At 59.7% G+C, this 17541-nt stretch carries 19 protein-coding genes; 2 read left to right on the top strand and 17 right to left on the bottom strand.

Features of this window, described 5'->3' with window-relative positions; all coding sequences use genetic code 11:
* Positions 1–140: 140 nt before the first annotated feature.
* Entirely contained in the window at positions 141–1472 is a 1332-nt protein-coding gene (locus tag C2E25_RS11445; RefSeq protein WP_199177421.1) for a glycerate kinase type-2 family protein, read from the top strand.
* A gap of 6 nt (positions 1473–1478) precedes the next feature.
* On the opposite strand, the gene C2E25_RS11440 is transcribed toward C2E25_RS11445, so the two are convergent.
* The 3 genes from C2E25_RS11440 to C2E25_RS11430 are packed head-to-tail and all read right to left on the bottom strand — an operon-like array spanning position 1479 to position 3729.
* Entirely contained in the window at positions 1479–2258 is a 780-nt protein-coding gene (locus tag C2E25_RS11440; RefSeq protein ID WP_103115868.1) for an ABC transporter permease, read from the bottom strand.
* Entirely contained in the window at positions 2248–3000 is a 753-nt protein-coding gene (locus C2E25_RS11435) for an ABC transporter ATP-binding protein (RefSeq protein WP_103115867.1), read from the bottom strand. The genes C2E25_RS11440 and C2E25_RS11435 overlap by 11 nt, the downstream gene beginning before the upstream one ends.
* A 12-nt stretch (positions 3001–3012) precedes the next feature.
* Complete coding sequence (locus C2E25_RS11430) at positions 3013–3729, bottom strand: uracil-DNA glycosylase (RefSeq protein ID WP_103115866.1); 717 nt, start codon at positions 3727–3729, stop codon at positions 3013–3015.
* A gap of 153 nt (positions 3730–3882) precedes the next feature.
* Here C2E25_RS11430 and C2E25_RS11425 point away from each other — a divergent pair, with 153 nt between their 5' ends.
* The gene (locus C2E25_RS11425) at positions 3883–4794 is read left to right on the top strand and encodes a zinc dependent phospholipase C family protein (RefSeq protein ID WP_103115865.1); all 912 of its coding nucleotides are present in this window, start codon (positions 3883–3885) and stop codon (positions 4792–4794) included.
* Here C2E25_RS11425 and coaBC read toward each other — a convergent pair.
* The 14 genes from coaBC to rlmN form a co-directional block, all read right to left on the bottom strand.
* Positions 4783–5991: a bifunctional phosphopantothenoylcysteine decarboxylase/phosphopantothenate--cysteine ligase CoaBC gene (gene coaBC, locus C2E25_RS11420; RefSeq protein WP_103115864.1), complete on the bottom strand. Its 1209-nt coding sequence runs from the start codon at positions 5989–5991 to the stop codon at positions 4783–4785. The genes C2E25_RS11425 and coaBC overlap by 12 nt on opposite strands.
* Before the next feature lie 38 nt (positions 5992–6029).
* A complete protein-coding gene (locus C2E25_RS11415; RefSeq protein ID WP_103115863.1) occupies positions 6030–6653 on the bottom strand; it encodes an MBL fold metallo-hydrolase in 624 nt (207 codons plus the stop codon).
* On the bottom strand, positions 6650–7780 hold the full coding sequence (locus tag C2E25_RS11410; RefSeq protein WP_103115862.1) for a 3'-5' exoribonuclease YhaM family protein: 1131 nt from the start codon (positions 7778–7780) through the stop codon (positions 6650–6652). Before C2E25_RS11410 ends, C2E25_RS11415 begins: the two co-directional genes overlap by 4 nt.
* On the bottom strand, positions 7777–9366 hold the full coding sequence (locus C2E25_RS11405; RefSeq protein WP_103115861.1) for an NAD(P)/FAD-dependent oxidoreductase: 1590 nt from the start codon (positions 9364–9366) through the stop codon (positions 7777–7779). Before C2E25_RS11405 ends, C2E25_RS11410 begins: the two co-directional genes overlap by 4 nt.
* Positions 9367–9386: 20 nt before the next feature.
* On the bottom strand, positions 9387–10547 hold the full coding sequence (locus tag C2E25_RS11400; RefSeq protein ID WP_103115860.1) for a response regulator: 1161 nt from the start codon (positions 10545–10547) through the stop codon (positions 9387–9389).
* 169 nt (positions 10548–10716) lie between these two features.
* Positions 10717–11169, bottom strand: coding sequence for a universal stress protein (locus C2E25_RS11395; RefSeq protein ID WP_103115859.1), 453 nt, complete (start codon positions 11167–11169; stop codon positions 10717–10719).
* Between the two features lie 39 nt (positions 11170–11208).
* Positions 11209–11577, bottom strand: a complete 369-nt coding sequence (locus C2E25_RS11390) for a response regulator (RefSeq protein WP_085010632.1) — start codon at positions 11575–11577, stop codon at positions 11209–11211.
* 120 nt (positions 11578–11697) lie between these two features.
* Complete coding sequence (locus C2E25_RS11385) at positions 11698–12507, bottom strand: purine-nucleoside phosphorylase (protein WP_103115858.1); 810 nt, start codon at positions 12505–12507, stop codon at positions 11698–11700.
* Between the two features lie 2 nt (positions 12508–12509).
* Entirely contained in the window at positions 12510–13049 is a 540-nt protein-coding gene (locus C2E25_RS11380) for a response regulator (protein ID WP_103115887.1), read from the bottom strand.
* Positions 13050–13191: 142 nt separating this feature from the next.
* The gene (locus tag C2E25_RS11375; RefSeq protein WP_103115857.1) at positions 13192–13932 is read right to left on the bottom strand and encodes a tetratricopeptide repeat protein; all 741 of its coding nucleotides are present in this window, start codon (positions 13930–13932) and stop codon (positions 13192–13194) included.
* 9 nt (positions 13933–13941) lie between these two features.
* Positions 13942–14481 (bottom strand): hypothetical protein, encoded by a 540-nt coding sequence (locus tag C2E25_RS11370; RefSeq protein ID WP_146032956.1) that lies wholly within the window; start codon positions 14479–14481, stop codon positions 13942–13944.
* Positions 14482–14486: 5 nt separating this feature from the next.
* The gene (locus C2E25_RS11365) at positions 14487–15395 is read right to left on the bottom strand and encodes a PfkB family carbohydrate kinase (RefSeq protein WP_085010637.1); all 909 of its coding nucleotides are present in this window, start codon (positions 15393–15395) and stop codon (positions 14487–14489) included.
* 94 nt (positions 15396–15489) lie between these two features.
* Complete coding sequence (mtnP, locus tag C2E25_RS11360; protein ID WP_103115855.1) at positions 15490–16353, bottom strand: S-methyl-5'-thioadenosine phosphorylase; 864 nt, start codon at positions 16351–16353, stop codon at positions 15490–15492.
* Positions 16353–17411, bottom strand: a complete 1059-nt coding sequence (gene rlmN, locus C2E25_RS11355; protein WP_103115854.1) for a 23S rRNA (adenine(2503)-C(2))-methyltransferase RlmN — start codon at positions 17409–17411, stop codon at positions 16353–16355. Before rlmN ends, mtnP begins: the two co-directional genes overlap by 1 nt.
* Positions 17412–17541: the final 130 nt, after the last annotated feature.

Here is a 17541-nt window from a genome sequence, read left to right as displayed (position 1 = left end):
GCTACAATCGCCCCAATGTGCCACAAAGAGGCCGGGGATGCCAGAAAGACCTTTTTAACGCGGGCGCTGAGGAGGATAGATCACAGAAAGAACCGAACATCGATTTTGACAATTCCGTTTTTGAATCCGCTGGTTTTTCCTTGAATCTGAAGACAAAAAACAAGCAGCTGCGCAACCATGCCGAAACAATCTTCCGGGCTGCTGTTGCCGCCGTCGATCCGGCGGTCGCGGTCAAAAACAGCCTGCGGCTGCTGGTTGATCGAACCCGGCTCAGACTGCTGGACGTGGAGACTCCCCTCCCTTCCGGCCGCATCTTGGTGATCGGTGCGGGCAAGGCAGCGGCGCCGATGGCACGGGCCGTGGAAGAGATCCTCGGGCCACGGATCAGCGAGGGACTGATCGTCACCAAGGATGGCCACGGGCTGCCCCTTGATCATATCCAGTTGCGGGAAGCCGCCCATCCCATCCCCGACCGACGTGGAGTACGGGCCACCCGGCAGATTCTTGAACTCGTGGACAAGGCGACCGCCGACGATCTGGTCATCACCCTGCTGTCAGGCGGCGGGTCGGCGTTGCTGGCCGCCCCGGCGGAAGGTCTGAGCCTGGCCGACAAGGTCATCACCACCGACCTGCTGCTCGCCTGCGGCGCCGACATCGGCGCAATCAACTGCGTCCGCAAACACCTTTCCGCCGTCAAGGGGGGGCAACTGGCGCAGCGGGCGGCACCGGCCACGATGCTGACCCTGGTGATCTCGGATGTCATCGGCGACCCGCTCGATGTTATCGCCTCGGGGCCGACCGTTCCCGACCCGACCCGCTATGGCGAAGCCGAAGAGATTCTTCGCGGCTACAAAATTCTGCAACGCTGTCCCCGAACCGTCAGGGACCACCTGCACGCTGGCCGGATCGGGCAACGGGCGGAAACCCCGGAACCGGAGGAGTTCCCGGCAAACGGCCGAACCCGGATCATCGCCGGCAACGCTTCCGCGCTGGAGGCCGCGCGCCAGAAGGCCGAAGAACTCGGCTATGAGTGCCGGGTTGTCGATCACCCGTTGTGCGGAGAAGCCCGAGAGGCGGCCCGGCAACTGGCCGCGGCGGCCTCTCGACCGGTTTGCCGACCGACCTGTCTGCTGGCCGGCGGGGAAACCACCGTCACCCTGACCGGCAACGGAAAAGGCGGTCGCAACCAGGAATTCGCCCTGGCCGCAGCGCTGGCCATCAACGGCCGGGACAACATCGTGATCCTGGCCGCCGGCACTGACGGCACTGACGGCCCGACCGACGCCGCCGGTGCCATCGTCGACGGCGGCAGCATCGACCGCGGCCGGGAGATGGGACAGATCGCGGAATCCCGCCTCGACAACAACGACAGCTACCCTTTCCACCGCGCCACCGGCGACCTGCTGATCACCGGGCCGACCCGCACCAACGTGATGGACATCTACCTGGCGCTGATGACACCTGAGACGTGAAACACGTCAGGATTTCAGCCGCTGATCGGCGGTAAAATAACTCCGGTAACCGATATGCAGGATGAGCAGCGTGGTCAGCGCCACGGCACCGGTGATGGCACACATGATGGCGATCTGGTAGCGGACCGCGATGATCGGCGCGGTGCCGGAGAGAATCTGCCCGGTCATCATCCCCGGCAGGGCGACGATGCCCATCGCCGCCATGGTATTGGTGGCCGGAATCATGGCGGCCCTGAAGGAGCTGCCGAGCAGCGGCGCGACCGCCTGCCGCGGGCTGGCACCGAGACAGAGAGCGGCCTCGATTTCAGCCCCTCCCCGACGGATCTGAACGGCAAGACGTTCGGCGGCGAGCGCGGCACCGTTCATCGAGTTGCCGACAATCATCCCCGCCAGGGGAATCAGGTAGCGCGGCTCGTACCAGGGTTCCACACCCACCACGCCGACGCAGAAAAACCAGGTCACCAGGCCGCAGCCAACCAGCAGCGCCCCGGCCATGACCCGGTAGAAATACGGCATCTTGTCCTGCACCCGGGAACCGATCACCTGCAGGGCGAAAAGCCCCATGACGGCCAATATCGCCGCCACCGCCAGCGGATGGCGCAGGGCAAAGACCCCTTCCAGCAGGTAACCGACCGCCAGCAGCTGAACCACCATCCGCAGTGAGGCCCGCAACAGTCCTCCACTGCCTCCATAACCCTGCCACCTGACCAGTGCCGCGCTCAGCAGCACCAGACCGTAGGCGAGCCCCAGGTCGGCCATGTTGAGCTGCAGCAGATCACCCGTCATGATGCAGTGCCTCCTTCTGCCCGGCAATGAAGCGGCCGATGCGGTCCTCCACCCCTCGATTGAAAAAGGCGGCCGCCGGACACTGCAGCTTCAGTTCTCCCGCTTCCATGAACAGCACCTGGTCGGCATGATTGCGGACCCATTCGAGATCGTGGCTGACCAGGATGATGGTCACCGAGCGGCGGCACAGATGGCGCAGGGAACGGCCCAGGGCCTCGGCGGTCGGTCGATCGAGAGCACTGCCGGGTTCATCGAGCAGCAGCACCTCGGGCTCAAGACATAGAGCGCGCGCCAGGACCAGCCGCTGCTGCTGACCGATGGAGAGCTTCTCGGCGGGTTTCGACAAAAGATCCGGCGGGAACTGGCTCAACGCGCAGAGTTCGCTCAGCCGTTGTTGATCGGTCGGTACGATGTCGGGATGAAACCGCAGGCCGAACAGCAGGTTGTCGCGGGCGGTTCCGGGGAAGATATGGGGTTGCTGGGGAACAAAAGCGACCGTGCGCCGCAGTCGGCGCGGTTCCCAGCAGCCGAGATCACGGCCGGCATAGCTGACAGTACCCGCGTCGGGAGCATCGAGACGATTCAACAAACGCAGCAGGCTGGTTTTTCCGCCGCCAGAGGGACCGACCAGGGCATGCAGCAACCCTTTTTCGAAACAGACGGTGACATCATTGAGTAGAGATTGGGGACCTTCATCGCCGGGTATGGCCCGGCAGATATGCTGCAGTTCGAAGGCATTCACTCCCCCCTCCCCTCAACCGGCGGTGCCATCAAGACGACGCATGACCTGTTTCACATCCTCCCAGACTTCCCGCTTGGCGGTCGGGTTGCGCAGCAGATAGGCGGGATGAAAGGTCGGCATCAGGGGAATGCCCTGGTACTCGCGCCAGTGCCCCCGCAGCCTGCTGATCGCGGTCTGGTCACGCAGCAGGGCCTGAGAGGCGATGCGGCCGAGGCTGATGATGACCTGCGGAGCGATAGCGGCCAGCTGCCGTTTGAGGAAGGGTTCGCAGGCGGCAATCTCATCCGGCTCCGGGTCGCGATTGCCGGGCGGACGGCACTTCTCGACATTGCAGATATAGACCTCCGAGCGCTGCAACCCCATGGCGAAGAGAATACGATCGAGCAGCTGACCGGCCTCGCCGACAAACGGTTCACCGCGACGGTCCTCCTCGCGGCCCGGGGCCTCGCCGACCAGCACCAGGCGTGCGTCGGGGTTGCCGACCCCGAAGACGATGCTGTTGCGTTTTTCACACAACTTGCAGCGTCGGCATTCGCCGAGGTCGGCTCGAATCTGTTCCAGCGTTTCACGGACATCCGCCTGGACGGGAGAAGGGTCGGTCGCAGTCTTCGACATCATCTCCTGCGGCGGCAGACTGATCTGCTCGATACCGAGGTTGGCGAAATCCTCGATCAAACTTCGAGTCTGCCGTACCAGTTGAAAGATTTCCTTGTGCAACTTGTCGACCATGGCGGCTTTACTTACCCCGTCTGCTTGTCTATGCTTGACCTGAACCGGTTCCGAATACTGGTCCAGACTTGTCTGAAACCACTTTTCCGCCCCGTCCCGGCTTGTCAATTCAAACCTTCGACCGCCGAACGGGAGCGCACCCCGGGACTCCCTATGGCACCACTGATTATCGGCCTGACCCTGCTGCTGGTGGCCTTCCCGAGCCACTGCTGGGCCTGGGGAATCGGTTTTCACCTGCAGGTCGGCTCCCTGGTGCTGGAACGCATCGGACTGGTGGCACCTCACCTGCAGGCGCTGCTGACCGCCTATCCCAACGACTTCCTCTACGGATGCATCAGCGCCGACATAACCCTGGGCAAGAAATTCACCCATTATCTGCGACACTGCCATTCCTGGCGCGTCGCCAAGCAACTGCTTGCCGCGGCGCAAAATGACCCGCAGCGAGCCTGTGCCTACGGCTATCTCAGCCACCTGGCCATGGACACCGTAGCCCATTCCTATTTTGTTCCCTACAAGCTGGTGCGGACCTTCAATACCGTGATGCTCAAACACACCTACTGGGAGATGCGCATCGAGGCAAGCGTCGATCCGGAAACCTGGTCCCGGGCGCGAACCATCGCCCGCAAGAACTTCAGCGACAACGATGCCTTGTTGCGCAGCGTCATTGCCGACACCATTTTTTCCTTCGGCACCAACAAGCGGATTTTCAATTCACTGCTGCTGCTCAGCCGTCTGCAGCATTGGCAGAAGATGATTCGCTCACTCGGCAGCAATTCCCGCTGGGAGATCAGCGACAGCGATCGCGAGGAGTATTTCACTCTCGCCCGGGTCGTCACTGAAAGCATACTCGCCGAGATGGAACTGAGCCCTTACTGGAAGGCTGACCCGGCCGGAGAACGGGCTCTCAACGCGGCCAAGATGATTCGCAAAAACCTCAACCTGCTGTGGCTCGACGGCAAGTTGCCGGAAGCCGAAGCAGAACGTCTGCTGACGGAGTTGAAACCTCGATTTCGCGAGGGGATCACCTGCCCGGAACGTCTACTGGAAATGCTCTCATCCTTCTGACCGCCGCCGTTTGATTTCCAGGGCTTCATCAAGCAACCGGTCAGCCAGGGCGGTCTTGCTCATCCGCGGCAGTTCAAGGTTGCGGCCGTCACGGTAGAGCAGACGGACAATATTGGTTTCGACATCGAACCCGGCCCCCTCGCGAGTGACATCGTTGGCGACAATCAGATCGAGATTCTTGGCCTTCAGTTTGGCCGCGGCGTGAGCCACCAGCTGGTCGGTCTCGGCGGCAAACCCGATCAGCAGCCGCGGGCCGTTGAGTTCTCCGAGTTCCGCCAGAATATCCGGATTGCGCTCCAGTTCCAGCAGCGGCGCCTCCCCGGCCCCCTTCTTGATCTTCCGTTCGGCCCGCTGGATCGGCCGATAATCCGCCACCGCGGCCGCCTTGAAGACCATCCCCGCCTCGCCGACCCGGTTCATCACCGCGTCGCGCATCTCAACAGCACTGGTCACCGAAATAAATTCCGCCACCGCCGGCCGCGGCAGACAGGTCGGCCCGCTGACCAACAACACCCGCGCGCCGCGCCGGGCCGCGGCGGCGGCAATCGCGTAGCCCATCTTCCCGGAGGAATAATTGCTGATGTAGCGTACCGGATCGATCTCTTCACGGGTCGGACCGGCCGTGACCAGCACGGTTTCACCGGCAAGATCGGCCGGCCGCAGCAGACCCCGGGCCGCCTCCAGAATCGCCTCCGGTTCCGGCAGCTTGCCCTTCCCCTGCCAGCCGCAGGCCAGTTCACCGACCACCGGCTCGATAAAATGGTAGCCCAGGTCGACCAGAGCCGCCTGGTTGCGCTGATAGAGGGGATTTTCATACATGTTGACGTTCATCGCCGGGGCGAACAGAACAGGGGCACGGGTCGCCATCAGGGTCGTACTGAGCAGATCGTCGGCAAGTCCGCCCGCGACCTTGCCGACCAGATTGGCGGTGGCCGGAGCGATCACCATCAGGTCGGCCCGGTCAGCAAGAGAAATATGGCCGATTTCACGCTCCTGCAACAAGTTGAACAGCTCGCTGTGAACCGGGTTACCGCTCAGTGTCTGAAAGGTCAGCGGGGTGACAAACTCGGCCGCGTGGCGGGTCATCACCACCTGCACCTCGGCACCGGCCTTGACGAACAGGCGAACCAGTTCGGCAGCCTTGTAGGCCGCGATGCCGCCGCAGACCCCGATGACGACCTGTTTTCCGGAAAACATGTCCAACTCCTTTATTGAACCTGATTCAGGCTGTGAATTCAGCCGCCGATAAACGGATTGACCTGTTTCTCCCGACCGATGGTGGTATCAGGGCCATGCCCGCAATGAACGACGGTGTCATCCGGAAGAACCAGCAGTTTACGGCGGATGCCGGAAATCAGCTGCTCAAAGTTGCCACCCGGAAGGTCGGTTCGGCCCACCGAACCGGCAAACAGCACATCGCCCGCGAACAGATGGCCCGCCCCGTAAAGACAGATGCTGCCGGCCGAATGCCCCGGGACATGGGAGATGTCAAAATGAAGACTTCCGACGTCGATCCGGTCTCCTTCGGCAACCAGGCGTGTCGGTTGCGGCGACTCCGAGGTCTGCAGGCCATAAAGGGCCGCCTGGCTCACGGCCAGTTCGATCAGCGGCACATCATCAGCATGCATGCACAGTTCGGCGCCGGTCTCCTCGACCAGTTTGCGGTTGGCGCCGATATGATCGAAATGGCCGTGCGTGTTGACGATCGTCCGGACCTTGAGTCCGGAGTCGGAAATTCCCTTCAGGATAAGCTCCGCGTCACTCCCCGGGTCAACCAGCATCGCCTCCCGGGTTTCTTCGCAACCGACCAGGAAACAGTTTACCTGCAGGGGACCGACAGGCCAGGCATGGATAATCATGTTTCATCCTCGTCATTGGAAAAGAGGTTGAGGCTCTTGCCCTTGAGCTGTTCTGCCAGGGAGAAACTGAGAGGGTCGCTGTGCTTCTCCCGACTGTTTTTCTTCACCTCACGCGTTCCCGGAATCTGCGGCAGCGGCCGGACCTTGGCGGAAGGTTCACAGCTTTCTTCATCCGCAGTATTGTCGCCCTTGAAAAAATAACGGTCGTAAAGCCGATGGTAACTGGTCCAGCTTCCTTCGCGATGACTGTCTTTTTCAATATGACTGCGAATACCGTTCATCTTCGAATCAAGGTCGTCAATGAAATTCAACACCACCGCTTCAAGGGTCTTGGGGCGTTTGGGGGATCCGTATTCATACTGACCGTGGTGAGAAAGCAACAGATGTTTCAGATGCACCGCCAGAGGCCGGGGAAAATCATCCAGCCGGACAAGGCGTTGTTCAAGCATTTCAACACCGATGATGATGTGGCCGAGTAACTTGCCTTCATCGGTGTAATCAAAGCTGCGGCGATAACTGAGTTCGGCAACCTTGCCGACATCATGCAGCAGGGCGCCGACCACCAGCAGGTCACGATCCAGCTCGGGGTAATGCCCGGCGACCTTGTCGATCAGCTCGGCAATCGACAGGGAATGCTCCAGCAGGCCACCGAGATAAACATGGTGCATCGACTTGGCTGCCGGCGCGCTGCTGTAGCCCCGCAAAAAATCCTCATCGGCGAGAAACAGTTCCATCAGGGCCCGCAGATGGGGATTCCGCAGCCCGTCGACCAACCGCCGCAAGTGTTCGATCAACTGTTCGGGAGATTGACCGGATGTCGGCAGGAAATCCCCCAGGTCAACCTCCGCTTCCGGAAGCTTGCGCAGATCCTGCACCACCAGCTGCATTTTCCCGAGATAGACGCTGGCCTTGGCCTGAACCTGAACGACATCGTCCTTCTCGAACCGGGCGGCGATTTCATCGACCCCGTCCCAGACACGACCTTCGACTTCTCCGGTCCGGTCCATCAGTTTCAGGGTCAGGTAGGGTTTGCCGTTCTTGGCCATGGCCGTAACCTTGTCACGAACCAGGAAACTGCTTTCAACCCAGTCCCGCTCACGAATCGTGTTGACAAAAAACTTTTTCACAAAACCTCCCGGTTTCTGACCTGCTTGATAATCTGTTCGGCGGCTTTAAGTCCGTCCAAGGCCGCACTCATGATACCTCCGGCATAACCGGCTCCTTCACCGGCCGGATAAAGACCGGGATGTGAGAGGGATTCCCCGGATACATTTCTTACGATCCGCAGCGGGGCCGAGGTCCGGCTCTCAATCCCTATCAACACCGCCTCGGCGGTCATGAACCCCCGCATCCGTCGATCGAAGTGGACAATTCCCTGCTGCAGGGCGTCGACCAGATCGGACGGCAGCAACTCCCGCAGGTCGGCCGAGGTCAACCCCGGTCTGCAGTCACCACACAGCGGCCCCTGTCCGCGACCAAGGAAAGCCATCAGGTTCTGGGCCGGAGCCCGATAGCCGCCGCCACCGGCCTTGAAGGCCCTTTCTTCCAGTCGCTGCTGGTAAAACATGCCGGCCAGGACCCCGGAGCCGTAATCGCGTTGATCGACACTAACCACCAGGGCACTGTTGGACCGCTCCGAGTCCCGCCGGTAATGGCTCATACCGTTGACCGCCAGGCGTCCCGACTCGGAGGAGGCATTGATCACCTCGCCGCCGGGACACATACAGAAACTGTAAACCCCACGACCACTCTTCGCGTCGTTCCATGCCAGCCGATAATCGGCGGCCGGCAGCTTCGGATGACGATCGAGACCGTACTGAATACGATTTATCAGGACGGCGGGATGTTCAACCCGCAGCCCGAGGGCAAACGGCTTGGCTTCGAGCTGGACGCCGGATGACGACAGCATAGCATAAGTATCCCGGGCACTGTGTCCCGGCGCCAGGACCAGGGCATCACAGGAGACTTCATCGGCATCATTGATCAGGCCGCCGACAACCCGGCCACGGGAGACCTGCAGCCCGCTGAGGCAACTGGAAAACCTGACATCGACACCGAGGCGCTGCAACTCCCTGCGGAAACGGACCAGGACCCCGCGCAGGCGGTCGGTGCCAACATGGGGTTTGGCATCGACCAGGATCGATTCGGGGGCGCCGCAGTCAACCAGGGTCCGCAGGATGGTGCGAATGCCGGGATGGTTAACGCGGGTGGTCAGTTTACCGTCGGAAAAGGTTCCGGCCCCCCCCTCCCCGAACTGAACATTGCTTCGTTCATCAAGACAACCGTCCGTCCAGAACCGTTCGACATCCGAGAGGCGCTCTTCCACCGGCCGCCCCCGTTCCAGCAGGGTGACCGAAACGCCATGGCGGGCAAGATTCCAGGCGGCAAAAAGACCTGCCGGCCCCATGCCGACAACCAGCACCCGCAACGGAGCGACGAGATGGCTGACAGGGACCGGAATGATCTCTTCTTCCCTGGACAGACGCCTGTTGCGCAGTTGGCGCCGCAACAGGGCATCCTCATCGGCCACACTGAAGCGAACAGTAAAAACCCGCAGCACCCGTGGGCGTTTGCGGGCATCAATGGAGCGCCTGACAACCCTGAAATCAGACAATTCTGCCGGGTCAAGGTTCAGCGCGCGGGCCGTCTCAACCGGCAGCTCCGATTCATCCTGATCCAGCCGCAAAGCGACCTCACGCAACTGAAGGGCCATAACGTATCCCGTGGCTGCCGTCAGGCAACCGGCAGTTCGATCAGGAACCGGGCGCCGGCATCGACTGCGTTTTCAACCCGGATCCGCCCCCCAAGGGTCTTGACGATGCGCAACACTACCGAAAGACCGAACCCGGTCCCCTTGCTCTTGGTCGTGAAAAAGGGATCGAAAATCTGGCTGAGATGCTCCTCCGGAATCCCCGCGCCGGTGTCACTGACCTCAACCTGCAGCACTTGATCGGTTCGACCGAGATGAATTTTAAGCCGACCGCCGTCCGGCATTTCATGCAGAGCGTTGGCGATCAGGTTGGAAAAGATCTGTCTCACCTCTTCCGGATCGGCCATGAACGGCTCGGCGGGAACCAGGGCGACATCCAGATCGATTTTCTGAGCCCGCAGCTGATCGCTGAAAGACTCCAGGACCGAACGGATCAGATCCGGCAGGTCCACTTCGGACCGCGGTCCGAGCGGTTGGTTGCTGGTCGCCAGCAGTTTGACCAGCAACTCGTCGATGCGATCAACCTCGTTGATGATCTTGTCGGCGTAGGTCACCAGCTCAGAGTCGTTCTGCACCGCACCGCGCAACACCTGGGCAAACAGGCTGATCGAATTGAGCGGGTTGCGTATTTCATGAGCCATGCCGGCCGAGACATGGCCCAAGGCCGCCAGCTTCTCGGCCTGCAGAATTTCCGCGTGGGCCCGTTCCAGTTCACGGCTTTTCTCTTCGACCCGGTGTTCCAGCTCGAGGTTCCACTCTTCGACCTCGCGCAGCAGCCGCTCCCGCTCGCGACGCAATTCAAGATTGTTCAGTTCGATGCGGCGCAGGCGCAAGACCTGCTCAATACGATCAATGAGGTCGTGATTGGAGAAGGGCTTGAGAATATAGTCCGAAGCCCCGGCCTTCATCAGTTCAACAGCGATTTCCTCACTGCCCTTGCCGGTGAACATCACCACATAACTGGCGGGGTACTCCTCACGGATCAACTTGAGAGCTGTCAGACCGTCCATTTTCGGCATCATATAGTCGAGCAGAACAACACTCGGCTGATACCGACGCACCAGCTCAACCCCGGCAACACCATTTTCGGCGGTGTGAACTTCGTAACCACGGCTGGTCAGAATCATCGATGTCAGTTCGAGAATGATGCGCTCATCATCGACGACGACAATGCAATCTTTCATCTCGCTGTCCACCCTCCCCATCCAAGAGAACCCGAACCTCCCAAGTATAATCGCTGATTCTGGATAAAGACACAAGATACCCCCTGTTTCAGCATTCTGACAAGTGGAAACAGGGGGTTGAGTCGATCAGGAAAGGCGGGTGGCGGTTTTCATCAGGCGGGCGGCACCATCAGTCATCACCCCGGCAGTGAACCGTCATGACCGGAACATGCGACTTTCGAACCACCTTTTCGGCGGTGCTGCCGAACAGGACATGGTCAAGACCGGTTCGACCGTGGGTGCCCATGACGATCAGATCGGCGGATATTTCAACGGACTTCTTGATGATCTCATCATAGGGGATCCCCGGAACGACAAAGGTCGAAACCGCTTCGTAATCACCAACATGCGTTCGACAGAATCGCTCCATCATCTTCTGCGCGCCCTGCTCGATTTCCTCTTCGAGTTTTTCGAAGGTGATGTGGGGTACGTAGAAACCGCGAAGATCAACCGGTTCGTTGATCACATGAATAATTCCCAGTTGCGCGTTGAATTTTCGCGCCAGCAACAGGGCATGGCCAAAGGCGAAGTCTGAGCTGTCGGAAAAATCCGTAGCATAAAGAATGGTCCTGAAATCTTCCATGGCTCTTCCCCCTTCTTCCCCGAAACGACGACGGGAAATTCAGTTGGCGATCTTGCGCATGACCGACTTCAACTCGTCAAGCTTGACCGGTTTATGGATATATTCGAACGCCCCCAGGTTCATGGCTTCCAGATAGGATTCGACGCCGCCATAGGCGGTAATCATGATGACATGGGTTCCCGGGTGATGATTGTGAATCTCACGCAGAAAGCTCAGACCATTCATCTCCGGCATGTTGATATCACTGATGACCAGGCTGACCGGTTCCCGACTGAGGTATTCAAGTGCTTCCCCGGCATTGGCGGCGCTACTGACCTGGTAACCTTCCTGACTGAGCAGTTTGCTCAGCCCGATACGCGCATTTTCTTCATCATCAACGATGAGAACTGTTTTGATTTCCTCTCCCAATGACAATCTCCCGGTTAGACTCTTCTTTAACAACCCTAGCATGACACTGGCCGATGTCAATCACGCGCCAACGCGATCACGGCAACATTTTCCGTTTATTTTTCAACATGTTGGATACATTCAATGAAAAGAACACCAGTTTTCCAGCAAGGTTTCAAACAACTGCCCGAACGGCCCGGACGAGGAGGCGCCGGCCGCCAGCACCTCCCGGTGGTCGAGGCTTGCGGTCGCCAGTCCGGCGGCAAGGTTGGTCACCAGCGCCAGGCCGACAACCTCCAGACCGCAGGCCGCCGCCATAATGGCCTCCGGCACCATCGACATGGAAACCACATCGGCACCGAGCCGACGCAGCATTTCAATTTCAGCGGGGGTTTCATAGCTCGGTCCCGACAGGGCGGCCAGGACTCCCCGCCGCAGGTTGATCCCCGCCGGTCCGGCGACGGCAGCCAGACAGTCAAAAACATCCTGTCGATAAAGACGGCTTAAATCGACAAACCGCGGTGGAACCTCTCCGGCAAGAGGGTTGTCGCCAAGCAGATTGAGATGATCGCGGAGCAGGACAAAAGTTCCCGGCGTCATCTCCCGCGAAATTCCCCCGACGGCGCTGGTAATCAGCAACCGGTCAACCGCAAGGGCTTTGGCGAGACAGACGGGAAAGGCCGCCTGACGGGCGCTCAACCCCTGGTAACAGTGGAAACGGCCGGCAAAGGCCAGAACGCGACGATCGCGAAACCGCAGACAGAGAAGGCGGCCGGCATGACCGGGAACAGGTGCGGCCGGAGCACCCGGAAGGTCGCCGAAGGGCAGTTCGCCAAGAACTTCACCGGAGGCGGTGACATCAAAACCGGAGCCGAGAATAACAGCCAAGTCATAGTTGATGCTGCCGAACCGGTCACGTACCAGGTCGGCAGCGACTTGTATCTGAGGCATTTTCAGGAGTCCAGGAGGCGATTGACCCGTTGCAGAAGGTGTTCGGGCCGGAATGACTTGTTGAGGAAATCGTCGGCGCCGGCCAGGGTGACCTTGCGAACCTCTTCTTCACCACGGAACACGCTGCTCATGGCCAGCAGACGGGTATTTTTGATCACCGGATCGGAACGGATCGCCCGGATCAGCTGATAGCCGTCCATCTTGGGCAATTTCAGGTCAAGAATCACCAGATCGGGCACTTCCCGCCGAATCACCTCAAGGGCTTCCGCGCCATCTCCGGCCTTGAAAATTTCGATATCGAGCGGCTGCAGAATGTCAAGCACCACTTCACGGAAAAAACGCGCGTCATCGACCACCACCACCTTGCTGCGACGCCTGCAACTGCCATGGGTTCCCGATGCCTGATCCGCTGATTGCCGCGCCCTGAGACTGACCTCAAAACCGGTCTGGCATTTCGGGCACTTGACGCGCGCCACCTCGCGACTGATTTTCGAGGCGTCGATACGGTACCTGGCGGAACAACTGGGACATTGAATAATCATGGCGCGCAAGTCTCACTCAACCGGGGCGTTACGGAAACGGCTCATAGACATGTATCGGATAACGGGAGGGAAAGTTTAACAGAACCTGGCAGTCACTTCCAACCTGCATCAGCATTTCCTGCTGACAACAGCGGGGCGATCCTCACTTCAACAGCTTCAGATACTGGCCGGCGAGGCGTCCCCGATCCGATTCCGGGGCGATATTGACGACCTTGTCAAACTCGTCCCTGGCCTCCTTCATCTTTTTCTGCCGCATGTAGGACATGCCGAGGCGGTAGTGCGCCTCAAGATAATTCGGCACGAAAGCCACGGCTTTCCGGTATTCAACGATAGCGAGCTCGGGCTTGTCGAGCGCATCGTAAGCCTCACCGAGGTAAAGACGGGCCTGGGGATACTGGGGATCAATCTGCAATGCGCGCTGGCAGGATTCAACGGCGTCGGCATATTTTCCCAGCTTGATCTGCGCCACCGCCATGCCGGTCCGGGCAACCTCGGGGGAGCCGAACAGCAGGTTGTCGGCCGCCAGCCGGAAATGCCGCAGAGCATCCTCCCAGCGCCGCATATCGAGATACAGGGCCCCGAGGTTGTTACGGACCTTCGGGTCGCCATGGGAATATTCAAGAGCCTTGAGATACTGCCCCTCGGCCAGTTCAAAGGCCTTTTTCCGGTGATAGGCCTGGGCCAGCCCGGAGCGGACATCGGGGTTCTCGGGATCATCTTCGACGGCCAGCAGGAATTCTTTCAGGGCCTTGGTCGGATTCCCCTCCTGCAGGTAAGAGAAACCGAGAGTTTCGTGAACACTGGCATCCTTCTTCACGTCGGCAACCGGGGTGCAGGCTACCGGCAGCAACAGCGCCAGGATAATCAGAAGACGGAGCACCATGGCATCCCCCTAGAGCATGCCCAGAAGGCGCCCGAGATTTTCGATGAAGTTACGACGTTTGATCTTCATTTCGGCAACTGTCCAACCTTTTTTCAATGGCGAAACCGGAGCCCCCCCGGAATCAGCTGCTTTCCCATCGACGTCTGGCGCCATCCCCGTCGGAGCCGGCACTCCCCGCATGAGTGGGAGAGATTGCCAGAACCGGTCCCGATCCGGCTCCGGCATGCGGACGAAATCAAGATTGCCGAGCATAAACCCGAGCGTCTCGGCAAAATGGTTGGCCTCCCCGAGAACACGGCAGGCCTCGTCCTTGCCGAGCGGGCCCTCCCTGTTGAGGTAAATCGCCAACCGGCGGGCTTCATGCAGATGCAGAATAATCGCCACCCGGAGTCCGCCGGAAACATGAAAAACACAAAGGTAAGCGGTGGCAGGCTGAGGCTCAAGCCCCGGCAGGCTGACCTGGACATCGCTCAGGGAACGTTCCAGCCTGAGGACCTGCCGGGCTGGAATATTCAACCTCAGTCGTTTTTCATCCCACTGGAACATCACCCTGATCAGAGTCCTTCAAATTCAGTGAGCAGCTTGAAGCGCCGAAAACGCTCTTCGATATCACGGTACTCAAGATCCCGGAGTCGATCGAGACTGAAATTTTCCACAACAAAGGAGGCCATGACGCTGCCGAAAATAATGGCTTGGCGAATGCTTCCGTCACCAAAATTCCGGTTGGCAGCCAGGTAGCCCATAAAGCCTCCGGCAAAGGTATCGCCGGCGCCGGTCGGATCGAATACCGTTTCCAGCGGGTAGGCGGGAGCGGCAAAAATCGTATGCTCGCTGAACATCAGCGCGCCATACTCACCCCGCTTGATGACCACCGTTTTCGGCCCCATGGAAAGAATGGACTGAGCGGCCTTGACCAGGTTGGCCTCTTCAGCCAGCTGCCTGGCTTCGGCCTCGTTGATCATCAGGATATCGACCCTGGTCAGGGTTTTCAACAACGCCTCACGTCGGCCCGAAATCCAGAAATTCATGGTATCACAAACCACCAGTTCCGGATGACGCACCTGGTCCAGGACCTGGGACTGAAGTTCGGGGTCGATATTGCCGAGGAAAACAAAATCGGCGTCCCGATAGGACTCCGGCAGTATCGGCTTGAAGTTCTCGAAGACATTCAGGCGGGTGTCGAGAGTTTTGGCCTCATTCAGATCATAGCCGTACTCCCCCTTCCAGCGGAAGGTTTCTCCGGGGACAACCTTGACGCCTTCGAGATTCACATTGCGGGCCCGCAGAAAATCAAGATGCCGCTGCGGAAAATCCTCGCCGACCACCGCGACCAGGTTGATGTCGGCAAAAAAACTGGCTGAGGTTGAAAAATAGGTCCCCGAGCCGCCGAGAACCTCCTCAACCCTGCCAAACGGGGTCTGTACCGAATCGAAGGCCACAGAACCGACCACCAGAATACTCATCACCTGCTCCTGATGCGGAAAAATCGTCCGGTGGTCAGTCACCGGATTACGAAGTTCATGTATACCGTTTTCATCTGACGACCGCAAGCTCCATTCAGGAGAGATGTTTCCCCATGATCACGGCCAGTTTTTCCCTGGTTGCCGCCGGGATCAACGCGCGGTCGGTCATGATGGCGTACTGTAGCGCCACCCCGCAGTTGCAGCTCCGCTCGCCGGTCAGACGCTTCACGGCCGCGGCGATAATGTCTTTCGCCATGGCGACATTCTGCTGAATCAGGGCGACCACCGCCTCGACCGAAACATCCTCGTGCCCTTCATACCAGCAGTCGTAATCGGTCGCCAGGGCGATGGTGCTGTAACAGAGTTCGGCCTCGCGGGCCAGCTTGGCCTCGGTGCTGTTGGTCATGCCGATGATGTCAACGCCCCAAGCGCGATAGATACGCGACTCGGCACGGGTTGAAAACTGCGGTCCCTCCATGCAGAGGTAGATCCCGCCTTCGTGAACCGTCGCCCCCACCTCGCGAGCCGATTGTGCCAGGATGGCAGCCAGGCGGTCGCAGACCGGGTCGGCAAACTGGACATGGCCGACGACTCCTTCACCGAAGAAGGTACTGTCGCGGGCAACAGTCCGATCAAAGAACTGGTCAGGGATGACAATATGGCCGGGAACGATCTCTTCCTTCATGCTGCCGACAGCCGACACCGAGATGACCTGGTCGACACCAAGTTTTTTCAGGGCGTAGATGTTGGCGCGAAAATTCACCTCGGACGGCAGCAACCGATGGCCGCGGCCATGACGGGGCAGAAAGACCATGCGGACATCGCCGAGTCGACCGGTGACCAGCACATCCGATGGATCGCCATAGGGGGTGTCGACCTTTTCCTCGCGGACATCTTCAAGGCCTTCCATGGCGTAAAGACCACTGCCTCCAATTACTCCAATCGTCATTTCGTTCATCAGGCATCTCCCTCTTTTTCCTGCCCGGGGCAGGTACAGTTTTCCAGTTCACCCTTGAGTTGCCCGCAAGCGGCCAGAATATCCCTGCCCTTGCTCGCGCGACGCACCGCCACCAGACCGTGGTCCAGCAGAAAAGTCTGGAACCGGCGGATGGTCCGGTCATCCGGGGTCTGAAAGGGAGACCCCGCGTATTCGTTGAAGGCGATCAGGTTGACCTTGGCCTTCACGCCGTGCAGCAGCCGAACCAGCTCCCTGGCATCGGCCACCGCGTCATTCACTCCCCGCAGGAGGATATATTCGAAGGTGATCCGCTCCCCCGGCTTCAGCGGGTAATTGCGGCACGCCGTCATCAGCTGATCAAGGGGATAGCGCCGATTGATCGGCATCAGCCGGTCACGCAGGGCATCGTTGGCGGCGGTCAGGGAGACCGCCAGTCCGACCCGGATGCGACGCCCCAGCTCCTCCATCTGCGGCACCAGCCCGGAGGTTGACAGGGTAATCCGGCGCGGGCTGTAATCAAAACCCTCGGGGGCGTAGAGGATCTGCAGGGCGCCGATGACATTATCAAGATTGTGCAGCGGCTCCCCCATCCCCATCAGGACGATATTATTGACCGGACCGTCCTTGCGGGCGGCACAGACCTGGTTGACAATTTCTGCGATCGTCAGGTTGCGGGTCAGGCCGAAGGAACCAGTGAGACAGAAAGAACACTGCATGGCGCAACCGACCTGGCTGGAAATACAGAGCGTCGAACGCCCCCCCTCCATAGGGATACGTACCGTCTCCACGGTTTCACCGTCAGCAAGGCGGAACAGGTACTTGCGGGTGCCGTCACGGCTGACCTGCACCGTCTCAGGCTCCCAGTCGGAGATCACCGCGCGCTCGGCGAGATCTTCGCGCAAGGCCTTGGAAAGGTCGGTCATCGCGGCCAGGTCGCAGACCCCGCGCTTGTAGATCCAGCGCAGCAGCTGGCGGGCGCGAAAGGCTTCCTTGCCGAGTCCCTGGAGAAATTCGGTCAACTGTTCAGGGGTTAAATTTTTCAGGTCAACTGGCGACATAGAAATATCCGGGGATTGGGTCGTTACAAACCATCGGCCAACACCACACCACAGCGTCAAGACGTCAAGGCGTCTGATTTTTTATCAAATCAAGGCGCTGCCTCGATGAGCGCGGAGGCGTAGCGGCAGC

The sequence above is a fragment of the Geothermobacter hydrogeniphilus genome (genome assembly GCF_002898515.1).
Taxonomy (GTDB): Bacteria; Desulfobacterota; Desulfuromonadia; order Desulfuromonadales; family Geothermobacteraceae; genus Geothermobacter_A.
Note: the sequence above shows the minus strand (reverse complement) of the source record. Positions and strands in the feature narration are given on the sequence as shown.

Bases quoted from the DNA above. Each gene is read 5' to 3' on its own strand.
- C2E25_RS11380 (WP_103115887.1), bottom strand. From the start codon at position 13,049: ATGATTATTCAATGTCCCAGTTGTTCCGCCAGGTACCGTATCGACGCC.
- C2E25_RS11405 (WP_103115861.1), bottom strand. From the start codon at position 9,366: ATGGCCCTTCAGTTGCGTGAGGTCGCTTTGCGGCTGGATCAGGATGAA.
- C2E25_RS11385 (WP_103115858.1), bottom strand. From the start codon at position 12,507: ATGCCTCAGATACAAGTCGCTGCCGACCTGGTACGTGACCGGTTCGGC.
- C2E25_RS11425 (WP_103115865.1), top strand. From the start codon at position 3,883: ATGGCACCACTGATTATCGGCCTGACCCTGCTGCTGGTGGCCTTCCCG.
- C2E25_RS11375 (WP_103115857.1), bottom strand. From the start codon at position 13,932: ATGGTGCTCCGTCTTCTGATTATCCTGGCGCTGTTGCTGCCGGTAGCC.
- C2E25_RS11430 (WP_103115866.1), bottom strand. From the start codon at position 3,729: ATGGTCGACAAGTTGCACAAGGAAATCTTTCAACTGGTACGGCAGACT.
- C2E25_RS11365 (WP_085010637.1), bottom strand. From the start codon at position 15,395: ATGAGTATTCTGGTGGTCGGTTCTGTGGCCTTCGATTCGGTACAGACC.
- mtnP (WP_103115855.1), bottom strand. From the start codon at position 16,353: ATGAACGAAATGACGATTGGAGTAATTGGAGGCAGTGGTCTTTACGCC.
- C2E25_RS11395 (WP_103115859.1), bottom strand. From the start codon at position 11,169: ATGGAAGATTTCAGGACCATTCTTTATGCTACGGATTTTTCCGACAGC.
- C2E25_RS11440 (WP_103115868.1), bottom strand. From the start codon at position 2,258: ATGACGGGTGATCTGCTGCAGCTCAACATGGCCGACCTGGGGCTCGCC.
- C2E25_RS11400 (WP_103115860.1), bottom strand. From the start codon at position 10,547: ATGAAAGATTGCATTGTCGTCGTCGATGATGAGCGCATCATTCTCGAA.
- coaBC (WP_103115864.1), bottom strand. From the start codon at position 5,991: ATGTTTTCCGGAAAACAGGTCGTCATCGGGGTCTGCGGCGGCATCGCG.
- rlmN (WP_103115854.1), bottom strand. From the start codon at position 17,411: ATGTCGCCAGTTGACCTGAAAAATTTAACCCCTGAACAGTTGACCGAA.
- C2E25_RS11415 (WP_103115863.1), bottom strand. From the start codon at position 6,653: ATGATTATCCATGCCTGGCCTGTCGGTCCCCTGCAGGTAAACTGTTTC.